This is a genomic window from Micromonospora sp. NPDC127501 (assembly GCF_040302185.1).
Lineage (GTDB): Bacteria > Actinomycetota > Actinomycetes > Mycobacteriales > Micromonosporaceae > Micromonospora.
In genome coordinates this window covers 36,981-58,076 of sequence record NZ_JBEORJ010000017.1, presented here as the reverse complement: position 1 = coordinate 58,076, position 21,096 = coordinate 36,981, and the positions used below count along the sequence as shown (strand labels likewise).

15 protein-coding genes are annotated in these 21,096 nt (G+C 72.0%); 13 read left to right on the top strand and 2 right to left on the bottom strand.

Annotated features, from left to right (window positions below; translation table 11 throughout):
• Positions 1–75 precede the first annotated feature (75 nt).
• The 12 genes from ABTW72_RS29745 (at position 76) to ABTW72_RS29690 (ending at position 16,328) form a co-directional block, all read left to right on the top strand.
• Positions 76–975 (top strand): alpha/beta hydrolase family protein, encoded by a 900-nt coding sequence (locus ABTW72_RS29745; protein WP_350864420.1) that lies wholly within the window; start codon positions 76–78, stop codon positions 973–975.
• 137 nt (positions 976–1,112) lie between these two features.
• Positions 1,113–1,901 carry an ABC transporter ATP-binding protein gene (locus ABTW72_RS29740; protein ID WP_350864417.1) on the top strand — a complete coding sequence of 263 codons (789 nt, stop codon included), beginning with the start codon at positions 1,113–1,115 and terminating at the stop codon, positions 1,899–1,901.
• The gene (locus ABTW72_RS29735) at positions 1,898–2,620 is read left to right on the top strand and encodes an ABC transporter ATP-binding protein (protein WP_112672860.1); all 723 of its coding nucleotides are present in this window, start codon (positions 1,898–1,900) and stop codon (positions 2,618–2,620) included. The genes ABTW72_RS29740 and ABTW72_RS29735 overlap by 4 nt, the downstream gene beginning before the upstream one ends.
• A gap of 30 nt (positions 2,621–2,650) precedes the next feature.
• Positions 2,651–3,529 carry a branched-chain amino acid ABC transporter permease gene (locus tag ABTW72_RS29730; protein WP_091399163.1) on the top strand — a complete coding sequence of 293 codons (879 nt, stop codon included), beginning with the start codon at positions 2,651–2,653 and terminating at the stop codon, positions 3,527–3,529.
• A complete protein-coding gene (locus ABTW72_RS29725) occupies positions 3,526–4,638 on the top strand; it encodes a branched-chain amino acid ABC transporter permease (RefSeq protein WP_350864413.1) in 1,113 nt (370 codons plus the stop codon). Before ABTW72_RS29730 ends, ABTW72_RS29725 begins: the two co-directional genes overlap by 4 nt.
• An 85-nt stretch (positions 4,639–4,723) precedes the next feature.
• Positions 4,724–6,010, top strand: coding sequence for an ABC transporter substrate-binding protein (locus tag ABTW72_RS29720; protein ID WP_350864410.1), 1,287 nt, complete (start codon positions 4,724–4,726; stop codon positions 6,008–6,010).
• A 144-nt stretch (positions 6,011–6,154) separates the two neighbouring features.
• The gene (locus ABTW72_RS29715) at positions 6,155–6,922 is read left to right on the top strand and encodes an SDR family oxidoreductase (RefSeq protein ID WP_350864407.1); all 768 of its coding nucleotides are present in this window, start codon (positions 6,155–6,157) and stop codon (positions 6,920–6,922) included.
• 94 nt (positions 6,923–7,016) lie between these two features.
• Positions 7,017–7,628: a TetR/AcrR family transcriptional regulator gene (locus tag ABTW72_RS29710; protein ID WP_350864404.1), complete on the top strand. Its 612-nt coding sequence runs from the start codon at positions 7,017–7,019 to the stop codon at positions 7,626–7,628.
• Positions 7,629–7,710: 82 nt separating this feature from the next.
• Positions 7,711–10,518, top strand: coding sequence for a helix-turn-helix transcriptional regulator (locus tag ABTW72_RS29705; protein WP_350864401.1), 2,808 nt, complete (start codon positions 7,711–7,713; stop codon positions 10,516–10,518).
• A 46-nt stretch (positions 10,519–10,564) separates the two neighbouring features.
• Entirely contained in the window at positions 10,565–11,713 is a 1,149-nt protein-coding gene (locus ABTW72_RS29700) for an acyl-CoA dehydrogenase family protein (RefSeq protein ID WP_350864398.1), read from the top strand.
• Between the two features lie 20 nt (positions 11,714–11,733).
• Positions 11,734–12,198 (top strand): MaoC family dehydratase, encoded by a 465-nt coding sequence (locus ABTW72_RS29695; protein WP_350864396.1) that lies wholly within the window; start codon positions 11,734–11,736, stop codon positions 12,196–12,198.
• A 347-nt stretch (positions 12,199–12,545) separates the two neighbouring features.
• On the top strand, positions 12,546–16,328 hold the full coding sequence (locus ABTW72_RS29690) for an nSTAND1 domain-containing NTPase (protein WP_350864393.1): 3,783 nt from the start codon (positions 12,546–12,548) through the stop codon (positions 16,326–16,328).
• 19 nt (positions 16,329–16,347) lie between these two features.
• Here the strand turns inward: ABTW72_RS29690 and ABTW72_RS29685 are convergent, their stop codons facing one another.
• Together ABTW72_RS29685 and ABTW72_RS29680 are read right to left on the bottom strand one after the other, a co-directional pair.
• Positions 16,348–17,346 (bottom strand): acetylxylan esterase, encoded by a 999-nt coding sequence (locus ABTW72_RS29685; RefSeq protein ID WP_350864390.1) that lies wholly within the window; start codon positions 17,344–17,346, stop codon positions 16,348–16,350.
• A gap of 21 nt (positions 17,347–17,367) precedes the next feature.
• Entirely contained in the window at positions 17,368–18,405 is a 1,038-nt protein-coding gene (locus ABTW72_RS29680; protein ID WP_350864388.1) for a LacI family DNA-binding transcriptional regulator, read from the bottom strand.
• A 317-nt stretch (positions 18,406–18,722) separates the two neighbouring features.
• Between ABTW72_RS29680 and ABTW72_RS29675 the strand changes: the two genes are divergently transcribed.
• The gene (locus tag ABTW72_RS29675; RefSeq protein ID WP_350864385.1) at positions 18,723–21,086 is read left to right on the top strand and encodes a beta-xylosidase/alpha-l-arabinosidase; all 2,364 of its coding nucleotides are present in this window, start codon (positions 18,723–18,725) and stop codon (positions 21,084–21,086) included.
• Positions 21,087–21,096: the final 10 nt, after the last annotated feature.

Below are 21,096 nucleotides of genomic sequence, written 5' to 3'. Positions count from 1 at the left end.
TCGCCGATGCCGGGATCGGCGGAGCAGCCAAAACTGACACACGTCGATATCCCTCGACTCTAGGGAGTGCCCGACGTGTCCTCACCAACCACCACCCGTCCCCGTTCCGTCGCAGCCCGTGCCACCCGGTTCGCGCTGGCCGCCGTCCTGGCCGCCGGCGGCGTCCTGGCCGGATCGTCCGGTGTCGCCCAGGCCGCGAGCCCGTACGAGCGGGGTCCCGACCCGACCACCGCGATCCTGGAAGCCAGCCGCGGCCCCTTCGCGACGGCCTCGCAGAGCGTGTCCTCGCTGAGCGTCACCGGCTTCGGCGGCGGCGTCATCTACTACCCGACCAGCACCAGCGAGGGCACCTTCGGCGCCATCGCCATCTCGCCCGGTTACACCGCCGCCTGGTCCAGCATCAGCTGGCTCGGACCACGCATCGCCTCGCACGGTTTCGTGGTGATCGGCATCGAGACCAACAGCCGGCTGGACCAGCCGGACAGCCGGGGCCGGCAGCTGCTCGCCGCGCTGGACTACCTCACCCAGCGCAGCTCGGTGCGGACCCGGATCGACAGCAGTCGACTCGCGGTGGCCGGCCACTCCATGGGCGGCGGGGGCAGCCTGGAGGCGGCCTCGTCGCGGCCATCGTTGCAGGCCGCGGTGCCGCTGGCACCGTGGAACCTGGACAAGAGCTGGTCCGAACTGCAGGTGCCCACGCTGATCGTCGGTGGCGAGAGCGACAGCGTCGCGCCGGTCTCGTCGCACTCGGTGCCCTTCTACAACAGCATCCCCGCCTCCGCCGAGAAGGCGTACCTGGAGCTGAACGGGGCGAGCCACTTCTTCCCGCAGACCACTAACACGCCGACCGCGCGGCAGATGGTGGCCTGGTTGAAGCGGTTCGTCGACGACGACACCCGCTACGAGCAGTTCCTCTGCCCCGGCCCGAGCGGCTCGCAGATCGAGGAGTACCGCAACACCTGTCCCAGCGCCTGACGGCGGTCACGGGGCGGTCGCCGCTGGCGGCCGCCCCGTCCACGTGCCCAAAGGGGGCATTGAAGGTCTTGACGCCAAACCCGAGAAACGTACACTGCGAGTGTAAATAAACACCCGCCACGACAGAGGGATGGGTGATGGAGCGCGGCCTCGAACTGCACCACATCGGCGTCCGTTTCGGCGGCCTCACCGCCCTCGACGACGTGTCCCTGCGGGTGCCACCCAACCGGGTGGTGGGCGTCATCGGGCCCAACGGCGCCGGCAAGACCACGCTGTTCAACGTGATCTGCGGCTTCGTCGCACCGGAGACGGGTTCACTCAGCCTCGACGGCCGGCCGCTGCGGCCACGGCCGCACCGGCTGACCCGGCTCGGCATCGCCCGGACCCTGCAGGGCACCGGGCTCTTCGCCGGGCTCAGCGTGCTGGAGAACGTGATGACCGGCGCTTCGCACACCGCCCGTGCCGGCTTCGTCCCGGCGCTGCTCGGGCTGCCGGCCAGCGACCGCGACGAGCGCCGGCTGCGCGGGGACGCCCTGGCCATCCTCGACGAGCTGGGCATCGCCGAGCACGCCGAGGCCGCGCCGACCACCCTGCCCTTCGCCGTACGCCAGCGGGTCGCCCTGGCCCGCGCGCTCGCCGCCCGGCCCCGGCTGCTCCTGCTCGACGAGCCGGCCGGCGGCCTCGGGGCGGACGACATCGCCGAGCTGGCGGAGCTGGTCCGGCAACTGCCCCGACGGGACACCGATCCCTGCGCCGTGCTCCTGGTCGAGCACCACATGGACCTGGTGATGGCCGTCTGCGACGAGCTCGTGGTCCTCGACTTCGGCCGGGTCATCGCCGCCGGCACCCCGGACGAGATCCGCGACGACCCTGCGGTCACCGACGCGTACCTCGGTGCCACCGTCGAGGAAGAGGTCTCCCCATGAGCGGCACCGACCTGCTCGTCGTGCGGGGGCTGGTCGCCGGTTACGGTGCCGCGCCCGTGTTGCGGGCCATCGACCTCACCGTCCCGGCCGGCACCATCGCCGCGGTCGTCGGCGCCAACGGCGCCGGCAAGACCACTCTCCTGCGCGCGCTCTCCGGCATGATCCGCCCGGCCGCCGGCCAGGTCCTGCTGGCCGGGGAGGACCTTCGCGGTACGCCGGTCGAGCAGCTCGTCCGACGCGGCATGGCGCACGTCCCGGAGGGTCGGGGCGTGATCAGCGAGCTGACCGTCGACGAGAACCTGCGGCTGGGCGGGCTGTGGCGACGCGACCGGGCCGACGCCGGGCGGGCCCTCGACGAGGTCTACCAGCTTTTCGAGCCGCTGGCCCGACGCCGTCGGCACCTCGGTCACCAGCTCTCCGGCGGCGAGCGGCAGATGCTCGCGCTCGGTCGGGCCCTGGTCGGCCGCCCCCGTCTGCTGCTGCTGGACGAGCCGTCGCTCGGCCTGGCGCCACGGGTGGTCGCCCGGACCATGGCCCTGCTCCGCCAACTGCGCGACCGCACCGGGCTGACCGTCCTGCTGGTCGAGCAGAACGTGCGCAGCGCGCTCGCCGTCGCCGACCAGGGCGTCGTGATGTCCCTCGGTCGGGTGGTGATCGCCGCGCCGGCGGTGCAGCTACGCGACGACGTCGACCTGCGCCACGCGTACCTCGGTTTCTGACCACCACCTCGTCCCCCGGAGGGAGAACTGTTGGACCGCTTCGTCTTCCTCACCGTCGACGGCCTGTCCCGGGGCGCCGTGTACGCCGCGTTCGCGCTGGCCCTGGTGCTCATCTGGCGGGCGGCGCGGGTCGTCAACTTCGCCCAGGGAGCGATGGCCGTCGCCGCCGCGTACGTCGCCTACACCGTCAGCACCGCGACCGGTTCCTACTGGCTGGGCTTCGTGGTCGCGATCGTCGCCGGCCTGCTGCTCGGTGCGCTGGTGGACCGCGTGGTGATGCGGCACGTCGATCACGCCTCACCGCTCAATCCGGTGATCGTCGCGCTCGGGCTGGTGCTGCTCATCCAGGCCGTGCTCGGCATGGTGTACGGCAGCGAGTTCCGTCCCGCCGAGGCCCCGTTCAGCCGGTCCGCCCTCACCGTGGGTGGCGTCGCCGTGCTGTCCCCGTACGACCTGTTCGTCTTCGCCACGATCGGCGTGGTGGTCAGTGGCCTGGCCTGGATGTTCGCCCGTACCCCGGTGGGGTTGCGGATGCGCGCGGCGGCCTTCGCTCCGGAGGTCTCCCGGCTGCTCGGGGTCAACGTCGGTGGCATGCTGACCCTCGGTTGGGCGCTCGCCTCCGGGGTGGGCGCGTTGGCCGCCATGCTGGTCCTGCCGACCGAGCTGGGCCTGCACCCGCACGCGATGGACCTGGTGTTCGTCTCGGCGTTCACCGCGGCGGTGGTCGGCGGGTTGGACAGTCCACCGGGGGCGGTGGTCGGTGGTCTGGTGGTGGGGCTGCTGCTCTCCTACGTGAGCGGCTACGCCGGTAGTGACCTGACTCCGCTCGCGGTGCTGGTCCTGCTGCTGGCGGTGCTGCTGGTCCGGCCCGGCGGGCTGTTCGCCCCGGTCGCGGCGAGGCGGGTGTGAGCGCCACGAGGGCGGCCCTGCCGCCGAAAGAGCAGCTCGACGAACCGGGCGGCCGACCGGTCGACCGGCGACGCGGCTCCACACTGCTGCGCCACCTCGCGGTGGTGCTGGCCGCCGGATTGCTGCTGGTGGCGGTCAGCTACTCCGTCGAGCCGTTCCGCAACTTCCAGCTCGCCACGGTGGCCGCCTACCTCTGCGCGACCGCCGGGCTGACCGTCCTGACCGGGCTCAACGGTCAACTGTCGCTCGGGCACGGCGCGCTGATGGCCACCGGGGCGTACACCGTGGCGCTGTGCCAGACCGCGTTCGCCGACCGGGGGATGACCGGCGGCTGGCTGTTGCCGCTGTCGTTGGGTGCGGCGATCGTCAGCACGGTCGCGGTCGGCGCGGTGGTCGGTGTGGCCGCGGCCCGGCTGCGCGGTCCCTATCTCGCCGGGGTCACCCTCGCGGTCGCCGTGGTGGTGCCGGCTCTGGCGGTCACCTTCGACGGCGTGTTCAACGGCGAGCAGGGGCTGTCGGTGCCGGTGGAGCCGCCGCCGCTGTCGCTCGGCCCGTACTTCCCCTACGAGCGGTGGCAGCTCTGGGTCACCGGCGCGGCCACCCTGCTCGCGTTGCTGCTGTTGGCGAACCTGATCCGCAGCCGGTACGGGCGTACGTTCCGGGCGGTCCGCGACGACGAGGTGGCGGCCCGGCTCGCCGGCATCCACGTGGCCCGCACCCAGGTCCTCGCGTTCGTGGTCAGCGCTGCCACCGCCGGGCTCGGCGGCGCGCTGCTGGCGGTGCTCGCGCAGAGCGTCTCGCCCGGGGCGTTCTCGCTGACCCTGTCGCTGTTCCTGCTGATGGCCGTCGTGATCGGTGGCCTGGGTCGACTGACCGGGGCGCTGTGGGGGGCCGTCCTGCTGGTCGCCCTGCCCGATCTGACCCACTCGGTGACCGAGATGCTCACGCTCTCGCCCGCGGTGGCGCAGCGGATGGAGGGCAACCTCCCCCTGGCGATCTTCGGACTCACCCTGATCGTCGTCATGATCGCCGCCCCCGGCGGTGTGCAGGGTCTGCTGTCGCGTCTCGGCCGGGCGTTGCTGGCCAGGCGGCCGACCCGGCGTTCCTGAGCTGTCCTCGGTCCGGCCTCGGCCGGGCGCCCCACCACCACACCGTTCCCACAGACAACCGGACCGAGAAAGGTCGGTGTTTCCCATGCACCGTAAAGCGCATCGCGGCCTCGCGATCGCCAGCACCCTTGCCCTGCTCATCACCGCAGCCGGCTGTAGCGGCGACGACGGCCCCGGCTCCGGCGGGGCGTCGGTGCCGGGCGTCACCGACACCGAGATCGTCGTCGGCACCCACATGCCGCTGACCGGGCCGGCCTCGGCCGGCTACTCGAAGATCGCCCCGGCGACGAAGGCGTACTTCGACTACGTCAACGCCAATGGCGGAGTGCACGGCCGCAAGATCACCTACAAGATCATGGACGACGGTTACAACCCGGCGAACACCCAGCAGGTGGTCCGTCAGCTCGTCCTCCAGGACAAGGTCTTCGCCGTCCTCAATGGCCTGGGTACGCCCACGCACACCGGTGTGCTCGACTTCCTCAAGAGCAACCGGGTGCCGGATCTGTTCGTCGCCTCCGGCAGCCGCAGCTGGGACCAGCCGGACAAGTATCCGGGCACGTTCGGGTTCAACCCGGACTACACGGTCGAGGGCAAGATCCTCGCCAACTACGCGAAGACGAACCTGGCCGGCCAGAAGGTCTGCTTCCTCGGTCAGGACGACGACTTCGGCCGGGACAGCCTGGCCGGCGTGGAGAAGGTGCTCGGCGCCGGTGCCGTGGCGGTCAAGCAGACGTACGTCACGAGCAACACCAACGTGGCACCGCAGATCGGCGCGTTCAAGGCGGCCGGTTGTCAGGTCGTCGTGCTCGCCACCGTGCCCGGCTTCACCGCGCTCTCCGTCGGCACGGCGGCACGGCTGGGCTTCAAGCCGCAGTGGCTGGTGTCCAACGTCGGTGCCGACCACCCGACCCTGGCCAAGCAGCTCGGCGCCGCCGCGCCGCTGCTGGAGGGCATGGTCGGCACCAACTACCTGCCGATGCAGAACGAGACCGCGAACCCGTGGATCCAGCTCTTCACGAAGGTCAACAAGGAGCACAACGGGGACGCGCCCTTCGACGGCAACACCGTCTACGGCATGTCGGTCGGCTACCTCTTCGTGCAGGTCCTGCTCGCCGCCGGCAAGGACCTCACCCGGGAGAAGGTGCTGGACGCCGTGCAGAAGGGTGGCTACCAGGGCCCCGGGCTGGTGCCGCTGCGCTTCTCGGCCACTGACCACTCCGGGTACGGCGGCCAGCGGTTGAGCCGGGTGAGCGGGGGAGTGCAGAGCTACTTCGGGCCGGCGTACGAGACGGACGAGGCGGACGGGCCGGTCAACGAGTACACCGCCACCCCGGCCGCGCCGCCGGCGAACGGGGTGCCGACCGTCTCCTGAGGCCCGCACCCCTGACGTCCGACCGGGCGTGGTCCCGCGTGACCACGCCCGGTCGGACGGCTGCCCGGGTGCTGCCGGCGTGGCCGGACGGCCGATCGTCCGAGGCGTTGACCGATACCGATCGACGCTCCTACTATCTGCACCGTGAATGCATATTCGGGTCGGCTCGCGGGCCGGGTCGCCATCGTCACCGGTGCCAGTCGCGGGATCGGTCTGGCCATCGCGCAACGCCTCGTCGCCGAAGGCGCGCGGGTGGGCCTGACCGCCCGCCGCCCCGAGGGGCTGACCGAGGCGGTCGCCACCCTGGGCGGTCCGGCACACGCCCTCGCGGTGCCGGGCCGAGCCGACGATCCCGAGCATCGGGCCGCCGCGGTGGGCCAGGTCAGCGCGGCGTTCGGGCCGGTGGACCTGCTGGTCAACAACACCGGCATCAACCCGGTGCACGGCCCGCTGGTCGAGCTGGACCTGGCCGCGGCCCGCAAGATCCTCGACGTGAACGTGGTCGCCGCACTCGGCTGGGTGCAGGAGGTCTGCGCCGCCGGCATGAGCGAGCGCGGTGGCTGCGTCGTCAACGTCTCGTCGATCGCCGGGCTCGGCCCGTCGCCCGGCATCGCCTGCTACGGGGTCAGCAAGGCCGCGCTCAACCACCTCACCGCCAGCCTCGCCGTGGAGCTGGGGCCGACGGTCCGGGTCAACGCGGTCGCCCCCGGCGTGGTGAAGACCCGCTTCGCCGCCGCCCTCTACGACGGGCGGGAGGCCGAGGTCGCCGCGCGGTACCCGCTCGGGCGCCTCGGTCTGCCCTCGGACGTGGCGGGCGCGGTCGCCTTCCTGGTCTCCGACGACGCCAGTTGGATCACCGGGCAGACCGTCGTCTGCGACGGCGGCGTCTCGCTGACCGGCCGGGCCGGATGACGGCGTCGGCGGAGCGTCCGGAGCCGCTGATCAACGGCTGTCTAGACTCGGCGGTGCGTCGGGGGACGCCGTGGCGGTGAGAGGGCGAGGGCGGATGGACGGGGTCGATGTGGCGGGCCGGGTCGACGGGCGCACCGCCCGCGCCGAGCGGACCCGCGCGGCCATCGTCGAGGCGCACCTCGCGCTCATCTCCGAGGGCGACCTCCGCCCGACCGGGGAACGCATCGCCGAGCGGGCCGGCATCTCGCTGCGCACCCTCTGGACCAACTTCAAGGACATGGAGACGCTCTTCGAGGCCAGCGGCGCGGAGGTGCTCCGCCAGCAGGACGCCGCCTACCGGCCGATCTCGACTGGGCTGCCGTTGGCGAAGCGGGTCGACGCGTACTGCCGGCAGCGGGCTCGACTGCTCCAGCTCATCGCGCCGTCGGCGCGTGCCGCCCAGATGCGTGAGCCGGTCTCCGAACAGCTGCACCGCAACCGTCTCAAGCACATCGAACGGGTCCGCGACGAGGTCGAGGAGCTCTTCGCCGTCGAGCTGGCCCAGGCCGGGCCGGGGCGGGAGCAGTTGCTCAACGCCCTCGTTGCGGCGAGCACCTGGCAGGCCTGGTCGATGCTGCGCTACGGGCTCGGTCTCGGCGTGGACCAGGCCCGCGCGGTGATGGCCCGGACCGTGGGCGCCCTGCTGGCCGAGGTCGCGCCCGACTGATTCCGGCCCGGCCCGATATCGCCGCCTCTTTCCATTCGGTTTCCGATGGGTAACACTGGCAAGCATGGTTACTGCATCAAGAGTGCAACTAACCGTGCTGCGTGGCCGGGACGACGAGTGCCGGGCTGTCCGGAGCCTGCTCGACGGCATGACCAACGCCGGCGGTGCCCTGCTGTTGTGCGGAGAGCCCGGATCGGGCCGGACGGCACTTCTCGGCTACGCCCATCGGCACGCCGAGAGTGACTGCACAGTGCTCGCCGGCAGCGGGCTCGCCGAGGAGGCCGCCCTGCCGTACGCCGGCCTGCAACGTCTGGTCGACCCGGTGCTCGACCGGGCCGCCGCGCTCCCCGACGAGCAGCGCCAACTGCTACGGCGCGCACTGGGCGGGGAGAGCTGCCCGGCCGACCGGCAGCTGACCCTGTCGATGGCGGTGCTCGGGCTGCTCGCCGCCGCCGCCCGGGACCGGCCGTTGCTCGCCACGATGGACGACATCGACCGAGGTGATCCGCAGACCGCGCAGGTGCTGGCGTTCGTGGCCCGCCGACTGCGGCACCTGCCGCTCGCCGTCCTGCTCAGCGCGGACGTCACCGCCAACCTCGACGGGATACCGGCGCACCGACTGCGCGCGCTGACCGAGCACGAGAGCGCCGCCGTCCTCACCGACCGGCTCGATCGGCTGACCGGGCGCGAGGGCGGCGACCGGCTCCCCGACCGGCCAGCCGCGTCGGCCCTGACCGCGTTGGCCACGATCGGCGGCGGCAACCCGCAGGCCCTGGTGGACCTCGCCGAGGTGCTCACCGCGGGGCAGTGGCGGGGGGAGGAGTCGCTGCCCGCCGCGCCACCGGCGGACGGTGCGCTGGGCCGCGCGTACCGCGCCCGGCTGGACCGGCTGCCCCCGGAGACCCGACGGGTGCTGTTGCTCGCCGCGCTCGACGAGGACGGCGAGCCCGGCACCCTGATCCGGGCCGCGGCGGCCGCCGGCGCCGAGGTCGAGGCGCTCGCCCCGGCGGAGGTCGCCGGCCTGGTCCGCGTCGAGCAACGCGGCGTCACCTTTCCGCAGCCGCTGGTGCGCACGATGATCGCGGCCAGCGCGCCGCTCGCGGAGCGCCGCGCGGCGCACCGACTGCTCGCCGAGGTGCTGGTCGCGGACGGGCAGCGGCTCCGCCGGGCGATGCACCTCGCCGCCGCGACCGCGGGTGCCGATCCGGCTCTCGCCGCCGAGCTGGAACAGGCGGCGGTCGGCGGATCCGACGGCTGGGCCGCCGCCTCGGTGGCCCTACGGTGGGCCGCCGAACTGAGCGACCATCCGAGGCTGACCGCCACCCGTCTGCTGACCGCAGCCCGCTACGCCTGGGCCGGGGGGCAACCCGACGAGGCCCGGCTGCTGCTCGACCGCCTCCGCGCGGTCTGCGTCGACCCGGTCGTTCGAGGCCGCGCCGACCTGCTCCGCGGTGAGCTGGAGTTGCGCTGCGGCACCGCCTCGAGTGCGTCGGCCACGCTGCTGGCCTCCGCCGCGGCGGTGAACGACACCGACCGCGCCCTGGCGTTGACCGGGCTGGTGCGGGCCGGCGAGGCGGTCTGCTTCACCGGCGACCAGTACCGGTACGCCGAGGTCGGCCGGCGGGCGCTGGCGTTGCGGCGCCCGGACGACCCGCCGGCCCTGGAGGTCATGGGCTGTCTGATCGCCGGTGTGGCCGCGACCCTGCGGGGCGACCACGAGCGAGCCGGGCCCGCGCTGCGCCGCGCCGTGGTGCTGGGCGACCGCCTGACCGGTTGGGCGTTGACCCCCACCGCGCTCAGCTGCGCGGCGGCGGCCGGACTGCTGGTGGCCGTGGACGGAGCGGCCCACCGGCTCGCCGAACGTGCCGTCGAGCTGGCCCGGGAACGGGGTGAGCTGTCCATGCTGTCGCGGGCGTTGGAGCTGCGGGCGGTCGCCGAGTACTGGCTGGGTCGACACGAGGCGGCGGCGGAGACCTCCCGCGACGGGCTGCGCGTCGCCCGGGCAACCGGGCAGGTCAACTGCGCCAACGTCCATCTGGGCATGCTCGCCGTCCTCGCCGCGATCCGGGCCGATCGGGAGACCAGCCTGCGGCGGATCCGCGAGATCGGCGAGTCGCCGACGCCGGGCAGCCGCCCGCACGCGCTCGCCGCGTGGGCCCTGGCGGTGCTCGACCTGGTCGACGGCCGGCACGCCGAGGCCGCGGAGCGGTTGGCGTCGCTGGCTCGGCTCGGCACGCGTCGAGGTCAGGTCCTCGTGCAGGTGATGGCCACCCCGTACCTGGTGGAGGCGGCGGCGCACCTGGCGCACCGGCCGGCGGCGACGGCCGCGCTCGCCGCGTTCGACAGGTGGGCCAGCAGCACCGCGAGCCCGTTGCGCCGGGCCCTGTCCGCGCGGTGTCACGCACTGCTCGCCCCTCGGGGCGGCACCGAGGCGGAACGGGACTTCCAGGCGGCGCTGCGCCTGCACCCGACCGAGGCCGGCACGTTCGAGCGGGCCCGCACCGAACTGCTCTTCGGCCAGGAGTTGCGCCGCAGTCGACGCCCTCGTGACGCGCGGACGCACCTGCACCAGGCCCGCGAGATGTTCGGTCTGCTCGGGGTGGAGTGCTGGGCCGAGCAGGCCACCACGGAGCTGCGGGCGGCCGGGGAGTCGATCGGTCCGCCGGACCTGCCCGCGGCGCGGTTGCTGACCGGCCAGCAACTGCGGATCGCCGAGCTGGTCGCCGAGGGCGCCACCAACCGGGAGATCGCCGCCCGGATGTTCCTCTCCACCCGTACGGTCGACCACCACCTGCGCAACGTGTTCCACCGGCTGGGCATCCGTTCACGGACCGAGCTGGCCCGCGCGTTCACCGTCGAGCGGCACGCCGGTCTGGCCTCCGACCGGTGAACGTCCGGTCTGGACGCGTTTAACTATCACCGCTAGTTTGAGCGTCATGGACCTCACCCTCTCCGCCGAGCAGGCGGCGGTCCGCCAGCTGGCCGCCGAGTTCGCCGACCGCGAGCTGCTGCCGCACGCGGCCGCCTGGGATCGTCGCGAATCGGTCGACCCCGCCATCGTCGGCATGCTCGGTGACCTGGGCTTCCTGGGGCTGACCATCGCCGAGACCGACGGCGGTTCCGGCGGCGACCACCTCGCGTACTGCCTGGTCCTGGAGGAGCTGGGCCGGGGCGACTCGGCGGTACGCGGCATCGTCTCGGTCTCCCTCGGGCTGGTGGCGAAGTCGATCGCCGCGCACGGGAGCGCGGAACAGCGGGCCGAGTGGCTACCGAGGCTCTGCGCCGGCAGCGCACTCGGCTGCTTCGCGCTGACCGAACCGGACAGCGGCTCGGACGCGGCGGCCCTGCGTACGCGTGCGGTCCGCGACGGCACCGACTGGCTGATCACCGGTACGAAGATGTTCATCACCAACGGCACCACCGCCGACGTCGCGCTGGTCTTCGCCCGCACCGGCGGCCCCGGGCACCGAGGAATCACCGCGTTCCTGGTGCCCACCGACAGCCCGGGGCTGACCCGGCGGGAGATCCACGGCAAGCTCGGCCTGCGCGGTCAGGCCACCGGCGAGCTGGGCTTCGACGAGGTGCGCGTGCCCGACACGGCCCGCCTCGGCGCCGAGGGCGCCGGATTCCGGCTGGCCCTGGCCACCCTCGCCAAGGGCCGGATGTCGGTGGCCGCCGGGTGCGTCGGCATCGCCCAGGGCTGCCTCGACGCGGCTGTCGGTTACGCCGGGCAGCGCACCCAGTTCGGCAAGCCGATCGCCGGGCACCAGCTCGTCCAACAACTGCTCGCCGCCATCGCGGTGGACACCGCCGCCGCCCGGCTGCTGGTGTGGCAGGTGGCCGACCTGATCGACCGCGACCAGCCGTTCGCCACCGAGGCGTCGATGGCCAAGCTCTTCGCCAGTGAGGCCGCCGTCCGCGCGGCCAACAACGCGGTCCAGGTCTTCGGCGGGTACGGCTACATCGACGAGTATCCGGTCGGCAAGTATCTGCGCGATGCCCGGGTGGCCACGCTCTACGAGGGCACCAGTCAGATTCAGCAACTCCTCATCGGACGCGCGCTCACCGGCGTCAACGCCTTCTAGCAGCTGTAGGGAGATCCGGCATGAGAGTCTTCACCTCCTTCGAGGAGTTGGCCGCCGCGACCGGCGAGAGCCTCGGGCCCGGTCCGTGGCAGCGCATCGAGCAGAGCCGCGTCGACCTCTTCGCCGACGCAACCGACGACCACCAGTGGATCCATCTCGACCCGGTCCGAGCCGCGGCGGGGCCGTTCGGCGGGACGATCGCCCACGGGTACCTCACCCTGTCGCTGTTGCCGGCGTTGGCGAGCGGGCTCTACCGGGTCGAGGGGGTGGCGATGGGCGTCAACTACGGGCTGAACCGGGTCCGCTTCCCCGCGCCGCTGCGGGTCGGCGCCGCCGTACGCGCCACCGCCACCATCGCCGACGTGTCGCCGGTGAGCGGCGGTGTGCAGCTGGTCGTGACGGTCACCGTGGAAAGCGACAGCGGCGGCAAGCCCGTCTGCGTGGCCGAAACCGTGAGCCGGCTCTACCACGCCGCGGAGCAGTGACCGCCGAGCTCGACGAGGGCCGGCCGAGGTGCTGGAGTCGCCCGGCGGTGCGTTCCTGCACTGCCTCCTGAGCGCCCACGCAAGCTGACGGGGCGGCAACGGATTCCGTCCCCGCCCCGGCAGTCGATGCGGAACGAACTGGTCTTGTTCCTCGCGCCGGTCGCCAGAGTGATAGCGAAATCGTAATCGAATAAAATCCCCCTCGTCTATCCGGGATTGCGTGACACCCCCCGATTCCAGGACGACCAGCAGTGCTGCGGGTAGCAACACCGATGCCGTTTCTGGCGTGCATCACACACCCCCTTCCAGTCCTCCTTGGTGTCGTCGATCGTGTTGGGTCGTCGAACGTGGCCGTACGCCTGGTTGCGCCGTGGCTGCTATCCGACAGTCGTCGATCGGCGTTCACGGAACCAGATATAGTCGGCAATGGATTGTTTGCCAATCATGTCGCCAGGCTGACAAACAACTCTGTGACGGGGGACAACGTGGGAAGACCTGAGCGGCCGCTCGACCCGGAGGCAGGCGAGCTGGAGCGGTTCGCCCTCGACCTACGCCGGCTGCGGACAAAGGCGGGTTCGCCGACCTACCGTCAACTGGCCAGACGCGCGCACTTCTCGGTGACCACCCTGGCCAAGGCCGCCAGCGGAGAGACCGTGCCAAGCCTCCAGGTGACACTGGCGTACGTGGCCGCCTGCGACGGCGATCCAGCCGAATGGACCGAACGGTGGCACAGCCTGATCGCGAGCGTGACGTCCGCCGAGACGGTGGGGGTCGGCCGCGGGCCGTACTGGGGAATGGCAGCGTTTCAGCCGGAAGACTCAGAATGGTTCTTCGGACGCGAGCGCATGGTGGCTCAGCTCTGTGAAATGCTCACCCGCCTCCGGTTCGTCGCGGTTTTCGCCCCGTCCGGTGCGGGCAAGTCGTCCCTGCTCCGAGCGGGTCTGATAGCGGCCGTGGTCGAGAATCCCGTCAGGGGCCAACCGGCCTGGGTCACGGTGCTGATGACGCCCGGCGAACATCCCCTCGAAGAGCTGGCGTGCCAGCTCGTCAATGAGCAGGGCCCGGCTCGTGACACGATCCATCGCCACCTGGCCGCTGATCCGGCCAGCATTCGCGAAACGACCGAGCAGATTCTCAATTCACGTCCATCGGTCGCGAACATGCTCATCGTGGTGGACCAGTTCGAGGAGCTCTTCACGCTCTGCCGGGACGAGGAGGAGCGATCGGGGTTCATCGCCGCGCTGCTCGCCGCAGCGGAGATCCCCGGGGTGCGGGTGGTGCTGGGAGTGCGGGCCGACTTCTATGGTCGGTGTGCCGCCTATCCGGCCCTGGTGGCCGCTCTCCATGGTCACCAGGTGTTGATCGGCCCGATGGACGATGAGGACCTGCGTCGGACGATCACCGGCCCCGCCGAGCGCGCCGGGTTGCTGGTGGATCCGGCGTTGGTGGAGATGGCCGTGGCAGACGTCGGCGGTCAGACGAGTGCGCTACCGCTGCTGTCCCACGCACTGTTGGAGACGGCGCGCCTGCGGCAGGGCAAGCGGATCACGCTGGCCCACTACCGCGAGTCAGGCGGCGTGAACGGTGCCATCACCCGTACCGCTGAAGGGGTGTACGCGCAGTTCGACGAGGGGAAGCGAGGGCTGGCACGGGACATCTTCCTGCGTCTGACCGCCCTCGGTGACGGCACCGAGGACACCCGTCGCCGGGCACCCCTGGCCGAGTTGGTGGGCGGGGTGGACCCGTTGGCCGCGGCTGAGGTGCTGGCCAGGTTGACGGCCGCGCGGTTGGTCACGGCGGACGAGAAGGGCGTCATGGTGGCCCACGAGGCCCTGATCCAGGAGTGGCCCCGGCTGCGTCGCTGGCTGACCGAGGATCGGGAGCTGCTGCGCTCCCACCGCAGGCTGACGGAGGCTGCCGCCGAGTGGGATCGGCACGACCGCGTGGACGGATTCCTGTATCGGGGGGTCCAGTTGGCGCTCTGGGAAACGCGCCGAGCGATGGACCTCAGTGACCTGGAACGGGACTTTCTGGAGACCAGCCGTGCACGAGAGAGGCGGCGCCGGGCAGCCCGACGACGGCGGACCAGCGTGGCGTTGACCGGGCTCGCGGCAACAGTTGTCGTGGTGAGCGTCCTCGCGGCAGTGGCGCTGGTGCAGGCGAACCGGGCGGCCGCCGAACGAGACCTCGCTGTTTCCCGGCAGCTGACGGTCGAGGCCGACAACCAACTGCAGATCGATCCGCAGCAGGCGCAGCGTCTCGCCAGACGCGCTCTGACCACCCGCCCGACCGTCGGCGCGGAGATGGTGCTCCGCCAGGCCGCCGTCGATGACCGGCTGCAGGCGATTGTGCCGATGAGCAGCAAGAAGGCCCTGGGCGTGGCGTTCAGTCCGGACGGGCAACGCGTGGCGGCCACCGGGACGGACGGCGAGGTGCGGGTGTGGACCTGGGCCGGGCACGGCGTCTCCGGACCGGGCCTGGCTCTCAGCGGCGGACCCGAGGGACAGGTCTGGAGCCCGATGTTCAGCCCGGACGGGAAGCGACTGGTCACCGCCGGCTCGGACGGCACCGTCCGGATCTGGCAGGTCGATGGAAGCGCGGGACCCATCGTCCTACGGGGGCACGAGGGCCCGGTCTGGGGAGTGGCCTTCAGCCCGGACGGACGGTTGGTCGCCAGTGCCGGCGAGGACACCACCGTTCGGGTCTGGGATGCCCGCGGCGACGGACGACCGGTGGTCCTGCGTGGTCACACCAAGGTCGCGGTCGGCGTGGCCTTCAGCCCCGACGGGCGCCAGCTGGCCAGCAGTGGCCACGACGCGACGGTACGGCTCTGGGATCTGGCCGCGCGATCCACCAGAACGATCCTCACCGGGCCGCGCGAGGGCACCAGGACGCTGGTGTTCAGCCAGGACGGCGCCCGCCTGGCCTGCTCCAGCGCCGACGGTACGGCCTGGGTGTGGCCGCTGACCGGGTCAGCGGCCCCGGTGGTGCTGCGTGGGCATGAGGGCACTGTGGAAGGGCTCGCGCTGAGCCCGGACGAGCAGTGGTTCGCGACCACCAGTGACGATCTGACCGTACGGATCTGGAACGCCAACGGCGCTGGTGACCCGTTGGTGCTGCGCGGCCACACCAACCGGGTCTGGGCGTTGGCGTTCAGCCCGGACGGATCCCGGCTGGTGAGCGCGGCCGATGATGGCACGCTACGGATCTGGGACCCGGGCAGCGATCGTCTGATCCTGCGGGGCCACGAGAAAGCCACCTGGTCCGCCGCGTTCACCCCGGACGGGCAGCGGGTGGTCAGTGGCGGCGAGGACGGCACGGTACAGGTCTGGAACCTGGCCACACCGGCCGAGCCTCGGGTGCTCGGCCGCCACGACGGCGACGTCTACGGTCTCACTGTGAGTCCGGACGGGGCGAGTGTGGCCACCGGCGGCCGCGACGGCAGCGTACGAGTCTGGGACCTCGCCGGCAGACACGATCCCGTGGTGCTTCGCGGGCACGAGAAGCAGGCGTGGATCGCCGACTTCAGTCCTGACGGCCGCCGCCTGGCCAGCGTCAGCAACGACGGAAGTCTGCGAATCTGGGACCTCACCGGCCAGAGTGCCCCGGTGGTCCATCGATCCGCCGAAGAGATCCGGTACGCCGCCTTCAGCCCGGACGGCAGGAAGGTCGCCACGGCTGGCGCGGAGGGCACCCTACGAATCTGGGACGCCCTCGACACCGCCGAACCACTACCACTTCCCGGTCACGAGGGATTGGTATGGGCCGTGGCCTTCAGCCCGGACGGACAACGCGTCGCCAGTGCCGGCTTCGACGGCACCGTGCAGATCCACTCCGTCACGAGCGGCAGCGCGCCGATGGTGTTGCGAGGACACGAGGGGCCTGTCTGGCACGTGTCGTTCAGCCCGGACGGGCAATGGGTGCTCAGTTCTGGAAAGGACGGCACCGCTCGGCTGTGGCGCACTTCGGAGGCAGCGCGGTCGGTGACCTTCGGGGGGTTCGGCGCGTCCGTGGAGACCGTCGACTTCAGCCCGGACGGCGAGCGGCTCGTCTCGACGCATGACGACGGCACCGTACGCGTCTGGCCCTGTCGGGCGTGTGCTCCGGTCCAGAACCTGCTGGAGCCGTGACCAGGAAGGGGTGGGCCGTTCAGGCCCGCGCTGGCTGGAGCACCGAGCCCAGCCAGCGCAACTGACGTCGGACGTGCACGGCCTCGCCGCCCTCATGGCCGTTGAACGGGTAGACGTGCATCTCCCGCTCGGGCGGGACCGGCCTCCCGTTCGCGGCGCCGTAGTGGTTGTAGGCGGCGAAGGCGGTTCGCGGTGGGCAGACGGTGTCGCGTTGGCCGACTCCGAAATGAGCCGGTGCCGTCGCCCGGCGCGCGAAGCTCACAGCGTCGACATAGGACAAGGTGCGCCACACCGCCTCCTCGGCCTCCCGGTGCACCGCCAGGTACCGGGCGATCTCGCCGTACGGCGCGAGGTCGGTGAGCGCGACGGCCCGGCGCATGTCGCACAGGAACGGGGCGGTGGTCAGCACCGCGCTGAGATTCTCGACGAGACCCGCCACCGCCAGGGCGATGCCGCCGCCCTGGCTGTTGCCGACCACGCTGACCCGGTCACCCTCGACCCCCGGCAGCGCGCGGACCGCCTCGACCGCCCGCACCGCGTCGGTGATCAGGCGGCGGTAGTGGTAGTCGCGCGGATCGAGGATCCCCCAGGTGACCGGCCAGGGCCCGCCGGGCGCGCCGTGCGGGTCGGGGGTGTCCCCGGCGCCGTGCTGCCCCGCCTGGCCCCGGTTGTCCATCAGCAGGTGCGCGTACCCGGCCACCGCCCAGGTCGGCCGTTCGTGGGGCAGGCCGCGCCCGCGACCGTAGCCGGCGTACTCGACCACGGCCGGCAGCGGCTCGCGAACCCCGGCCGGGCGGGTGTACCAGGCGCGGACGGGGTCACCCCCGAAGCCGGCGAACGTGACGTCCCAGGAGTCGAGAAGCCGCAGGTCGGTGGGTTCGGGGCGGACGTCGACGAGCACCGGCACCGCGGCCGCCTCGGCGAGCGTGTCCCGCCAGAACTCGTCGAAGTCGTCGGGTTCGGCGACCTCGGGCGCGTACCGCTGAAGGTCGTCGAAGGTGGAGGCGGAGTGGGGCACGGGTCCTCGCAGGGGCCGGGGTCAGTGCGGGTGGGCGGGGGGAGCGGTGCTCTCCCGGACGACCAGCTCGGTCACCAGGTCGATCCGGCTGGTCGCCGGCTCGTTCCCCCTGGTCAGGTCGAGCAACATCTGGGTGGCGATGCCGGCCATGTCGCGCAACGGCTGGTTGATCGTGGTGAGGGCCGGGTCGGTCCAGGCCGAGACCGGCAGGTTGTCGTACCCGATCACCGAAAGGTCCTCGGGCACTCGCAGGCCGCACTGACGGGCGGCCCGGAGCACCCCCATGGCCTGGATGTCCGACCCGGCGAAGATTGCCGTGGGTCGGTTCGGCCGCTGGAGCAGTTGCAGCCCGTGGGCGTGCCCCGCTCCGGCGGAGAAACTGCCGTAGCGGATCAGCTCGCGGTCGACAACTATCCCGGCTTCGTCGTGGGCCGACTGGAAGCCGGCGGCCCGGGCTCTGCTGCACAGCACGTCGGGTGGCCCGGAGATGATGGCTATCCGTCGGTGCCCCAGTTCCAGCAGGTGCCGGGCGGCGAGCAGACCGCCGTTCCAGTTGTTCGACCCGACGGTGGGCACGGACGCTGAGGTGGCACTGTCCGTGTCGACGACGACGAACGGAATGCCCTGCCGGCGCAGGTGCTGCTGTTGGGCGTCGGCCAGGTGGGAGAGGACGAACACCACGCCCAGCGGGCGGTCGGCGAGTAACGCCTCCAGCCATCGTGCCGGCGGACGGTGCGCGCCGTCGAGCTGTGCGATCGACAGCCCGATGCCGGCGGCGGAGGTCACCGCCTCGACGCCGCGCAGGATCTCCATCGCCCAACCCGTGTCGAACTCGTGGAACACGAGGTCCACCCGGCCGCCGCTGGTCGCCTGTCGCCGGGCGCGGCGCTGGTACTGGTGGCGGTCGAGGCTCGCCTCCACCCGGGCTCTGGTGCCGGGGGCGACATCGCCGCGTCCGTTGAGGACCTTGGACACGGTCGCGACCGAGACGCCGACATCGTTGGCGATGGTCGCGATGGTGGTGGAGGCGGGTGGGTCGAGCGGGCGGTGCTCTGTCATCGCGGCCTCATACAACATCCGAAAGTTTCGGGCGACCTTAACACGATGAGACATTCACGCCAGTGGGTGCCGCACTCCCGCTGGGCATTCGCGGGACATTGCGCGGCTTCCCGGCGACTGAGTGCCGATCGTGGGGTCACCGTGTGCAGGAACGACCTCCTGCTAGTCCGATTGAGACTCTTGACAGGCATCGATGGGACACTTAGGTTGCCGAAAAGGTTACGCAGGTTTCCGGAAAGTTTCGGATCGTGAGAAACGTCCGCCACGCAGCTGTTCACGAGGGCACGGGGATGTGGCCGGAGCTAAGGGGTCATGGCATGAGAAGTCGGTCGCTCGAGGACGGCGGCGCCGCGCCGTGGCGTGATCAGCGGCTGTCGCCCACCGAGCGAGCCGATGCGCTCCTGCCGAAGATGTCCCTCGAAGAGAAGATCGCCCAGCTCGTCGGTGTCTGGGTCGGCGCCGACGCCAGCGGCGAGGGCGTCGCACCGCACCAGTCGGACATGATCAGCGAATTGCCGCCGTGGAGCACTGTCATCCGGTACGGGTTGGGCCAGCTGACCCGCCCGTTCGGCACCGCCCCGGTCGACCCGGTGTTCGGCGCCCGGTCCCTGGCCGCCTCGCAGGCCCAGATCGTGGCCGCCAGTCGGTTCGGCATTCCGGCCCAGGTGCACGAGGAGTGCCTCACCGGGTTCGCGGCGTGGCGGGCCACCGTCTACCCGACCCCGCTCAGCTGGGGCGCGTCCTTCGACCCCGAACTGGTCGAGGCGATGGCCGACCGGATCGGGCGGTCGATGCGCGCCGCCGGCGTGCACCAGGGCCTCGCCCCGGTGCTGGACGTCACCCGGGACTACCGCTGGGGCCGTACCGAGGAGACGATCGGCGAGGACCCCTACCTGGTCGGCACGACAGGTGCCGCCTACGTGCGGGGCCTGGAGCGGGCCGGCGTGGTGGCCACGCTGAAGCACTTCGCCGGCTACTCCGCCTCCCGGGGCGGACGCAACCTCGCTCCGGTGCCGATGGGTCGCCGCGAGCTGGCCGACGTCATCCTGCCGCCGTTCGAGATGGCGCTGCGCCTCGGCGGCGCCCGCTCGGTGATGAACTCCTACGCCGAGATCGACGGCCTGCCCGTGGCGGCCGATCGTGAGCTGCTGACCGGGTTGTTGCGTGACGAGTGGGGCTTCACCGGCACCGTGGTGGCCGACTACTTCGCCGTACGATTCCTACAGACCCTGCACGGGGTCGCCGAGGATGCCGCCGACGCGGCGCGGCTCGCCCTGCGCGCCGGGATCGACGTCGAGCTGCCCACCGTGGACGCCTTCGGCCCACCGCTGGTGGAGGCGGCTCGCCGCGGCGAGGTCGACGAGGCGCTGATCGACTGCGCGCTGCGTCGGGTGCTGATCCAGAAGATCGAGCTCGGTCTGCTCGACGAGGGCTGGCAGGAGCTGCCCGACGACGTGACGTCCCTGCGCTTCGACGACGAGGTCAGCCGGGACATCGCCCTTCGCCTGGCCCGGGAGTCAGTCGTCCTGCTGTGCAACACCGGCGTCCTCCCGCTGCCCGTGGGCAGCCGGGTCGCCCTGGTCGGCCCGGCCGCCGACGACCCGATGGCCATGCTCGGCTGCTATTCGTTCCCCAACCACGTCGGCGTCCACCACAGCGACTTCGGCCTCGGCCTGGACATCCCCACACTGCGCGACGAGTTGGCCCGACGCGTCCCGCTGCTCACCCACGAGCCGGGCTGCACCATCACCGGCGAGGACGCCTCGGGTATCCCGGCCGCGGTCGCCGCGGCGGCCGCCGCCGACGTGTGCGTGCTGGCCGTCGGCGACCGGGCGGGAATGTTCGGCCGGGGCACCTCCGGTGAGGGCTGCGACGCCGTCGACCTGCGACTACCCGGCGTGCAGAGCGACCTCGTCCGCGCCGTCCTCGCCACCGGCACCCCGGTCGTCCTGGTGCTGATGGCCGGTCGCCCCTACGCACTCGGTCCGGAGTTCGACGACGCTGCGGCCGTGGTGCAGGCGTTCTTCCTCGGCCAGCTCGGTGGGCAGGCGCTCGCCGAGGTGCTCACCGGCGCGGTCGATCCCTCCGGACGGATGCCGGTCAGCGTTCCCCGCGACGCCGGCGGGCTGCCGAGCACCTACCTGGCGCCACCACTCGGCCGACGCAACAAGGTCTCCTCGGTCGACCCGACCCCCGCGTACCCGTTCGGCCACGGGCTGAGCTACACCACCTTCGAGTGGTCCGACGCGACGGTGGTCGAACCGGGCGAAGATCCGACCGCCTGGCCGGTCGACGGCGAGGTACGGGTGCGGATCACCGTCGCCAACACCGGTGAGCGGGCCGGCACCGAGGTCGTGCAGCTCTACCTGCACGACCCGGTCGCGCAGACCACCCGTCCGGTGGCCCGGCTGATCGGCTACACCCGGCTGCCGCTGGCGCCCGGCGAGGTGGCGCACGTGACGTTCGGCGTACCGGCCGACGTGGCGTCGTTCACCGGGCTGACCGGCCGACGGATCGTCGAGCCCGGCGACGTCGAGCTGCGGTTCGGCCGATCGAGCGGCGACGTGGCGGCGGCCCTGCCGCTGCGCCTGGTCGGTGCCGAGCGCCAGGTCGGTTTCGAGCGGGAACTGCTCACCTCGGTGCGGGTCGAGCCCCTCGTGGCCGTTCCACAGTCGGCATAGGAGGCCACGG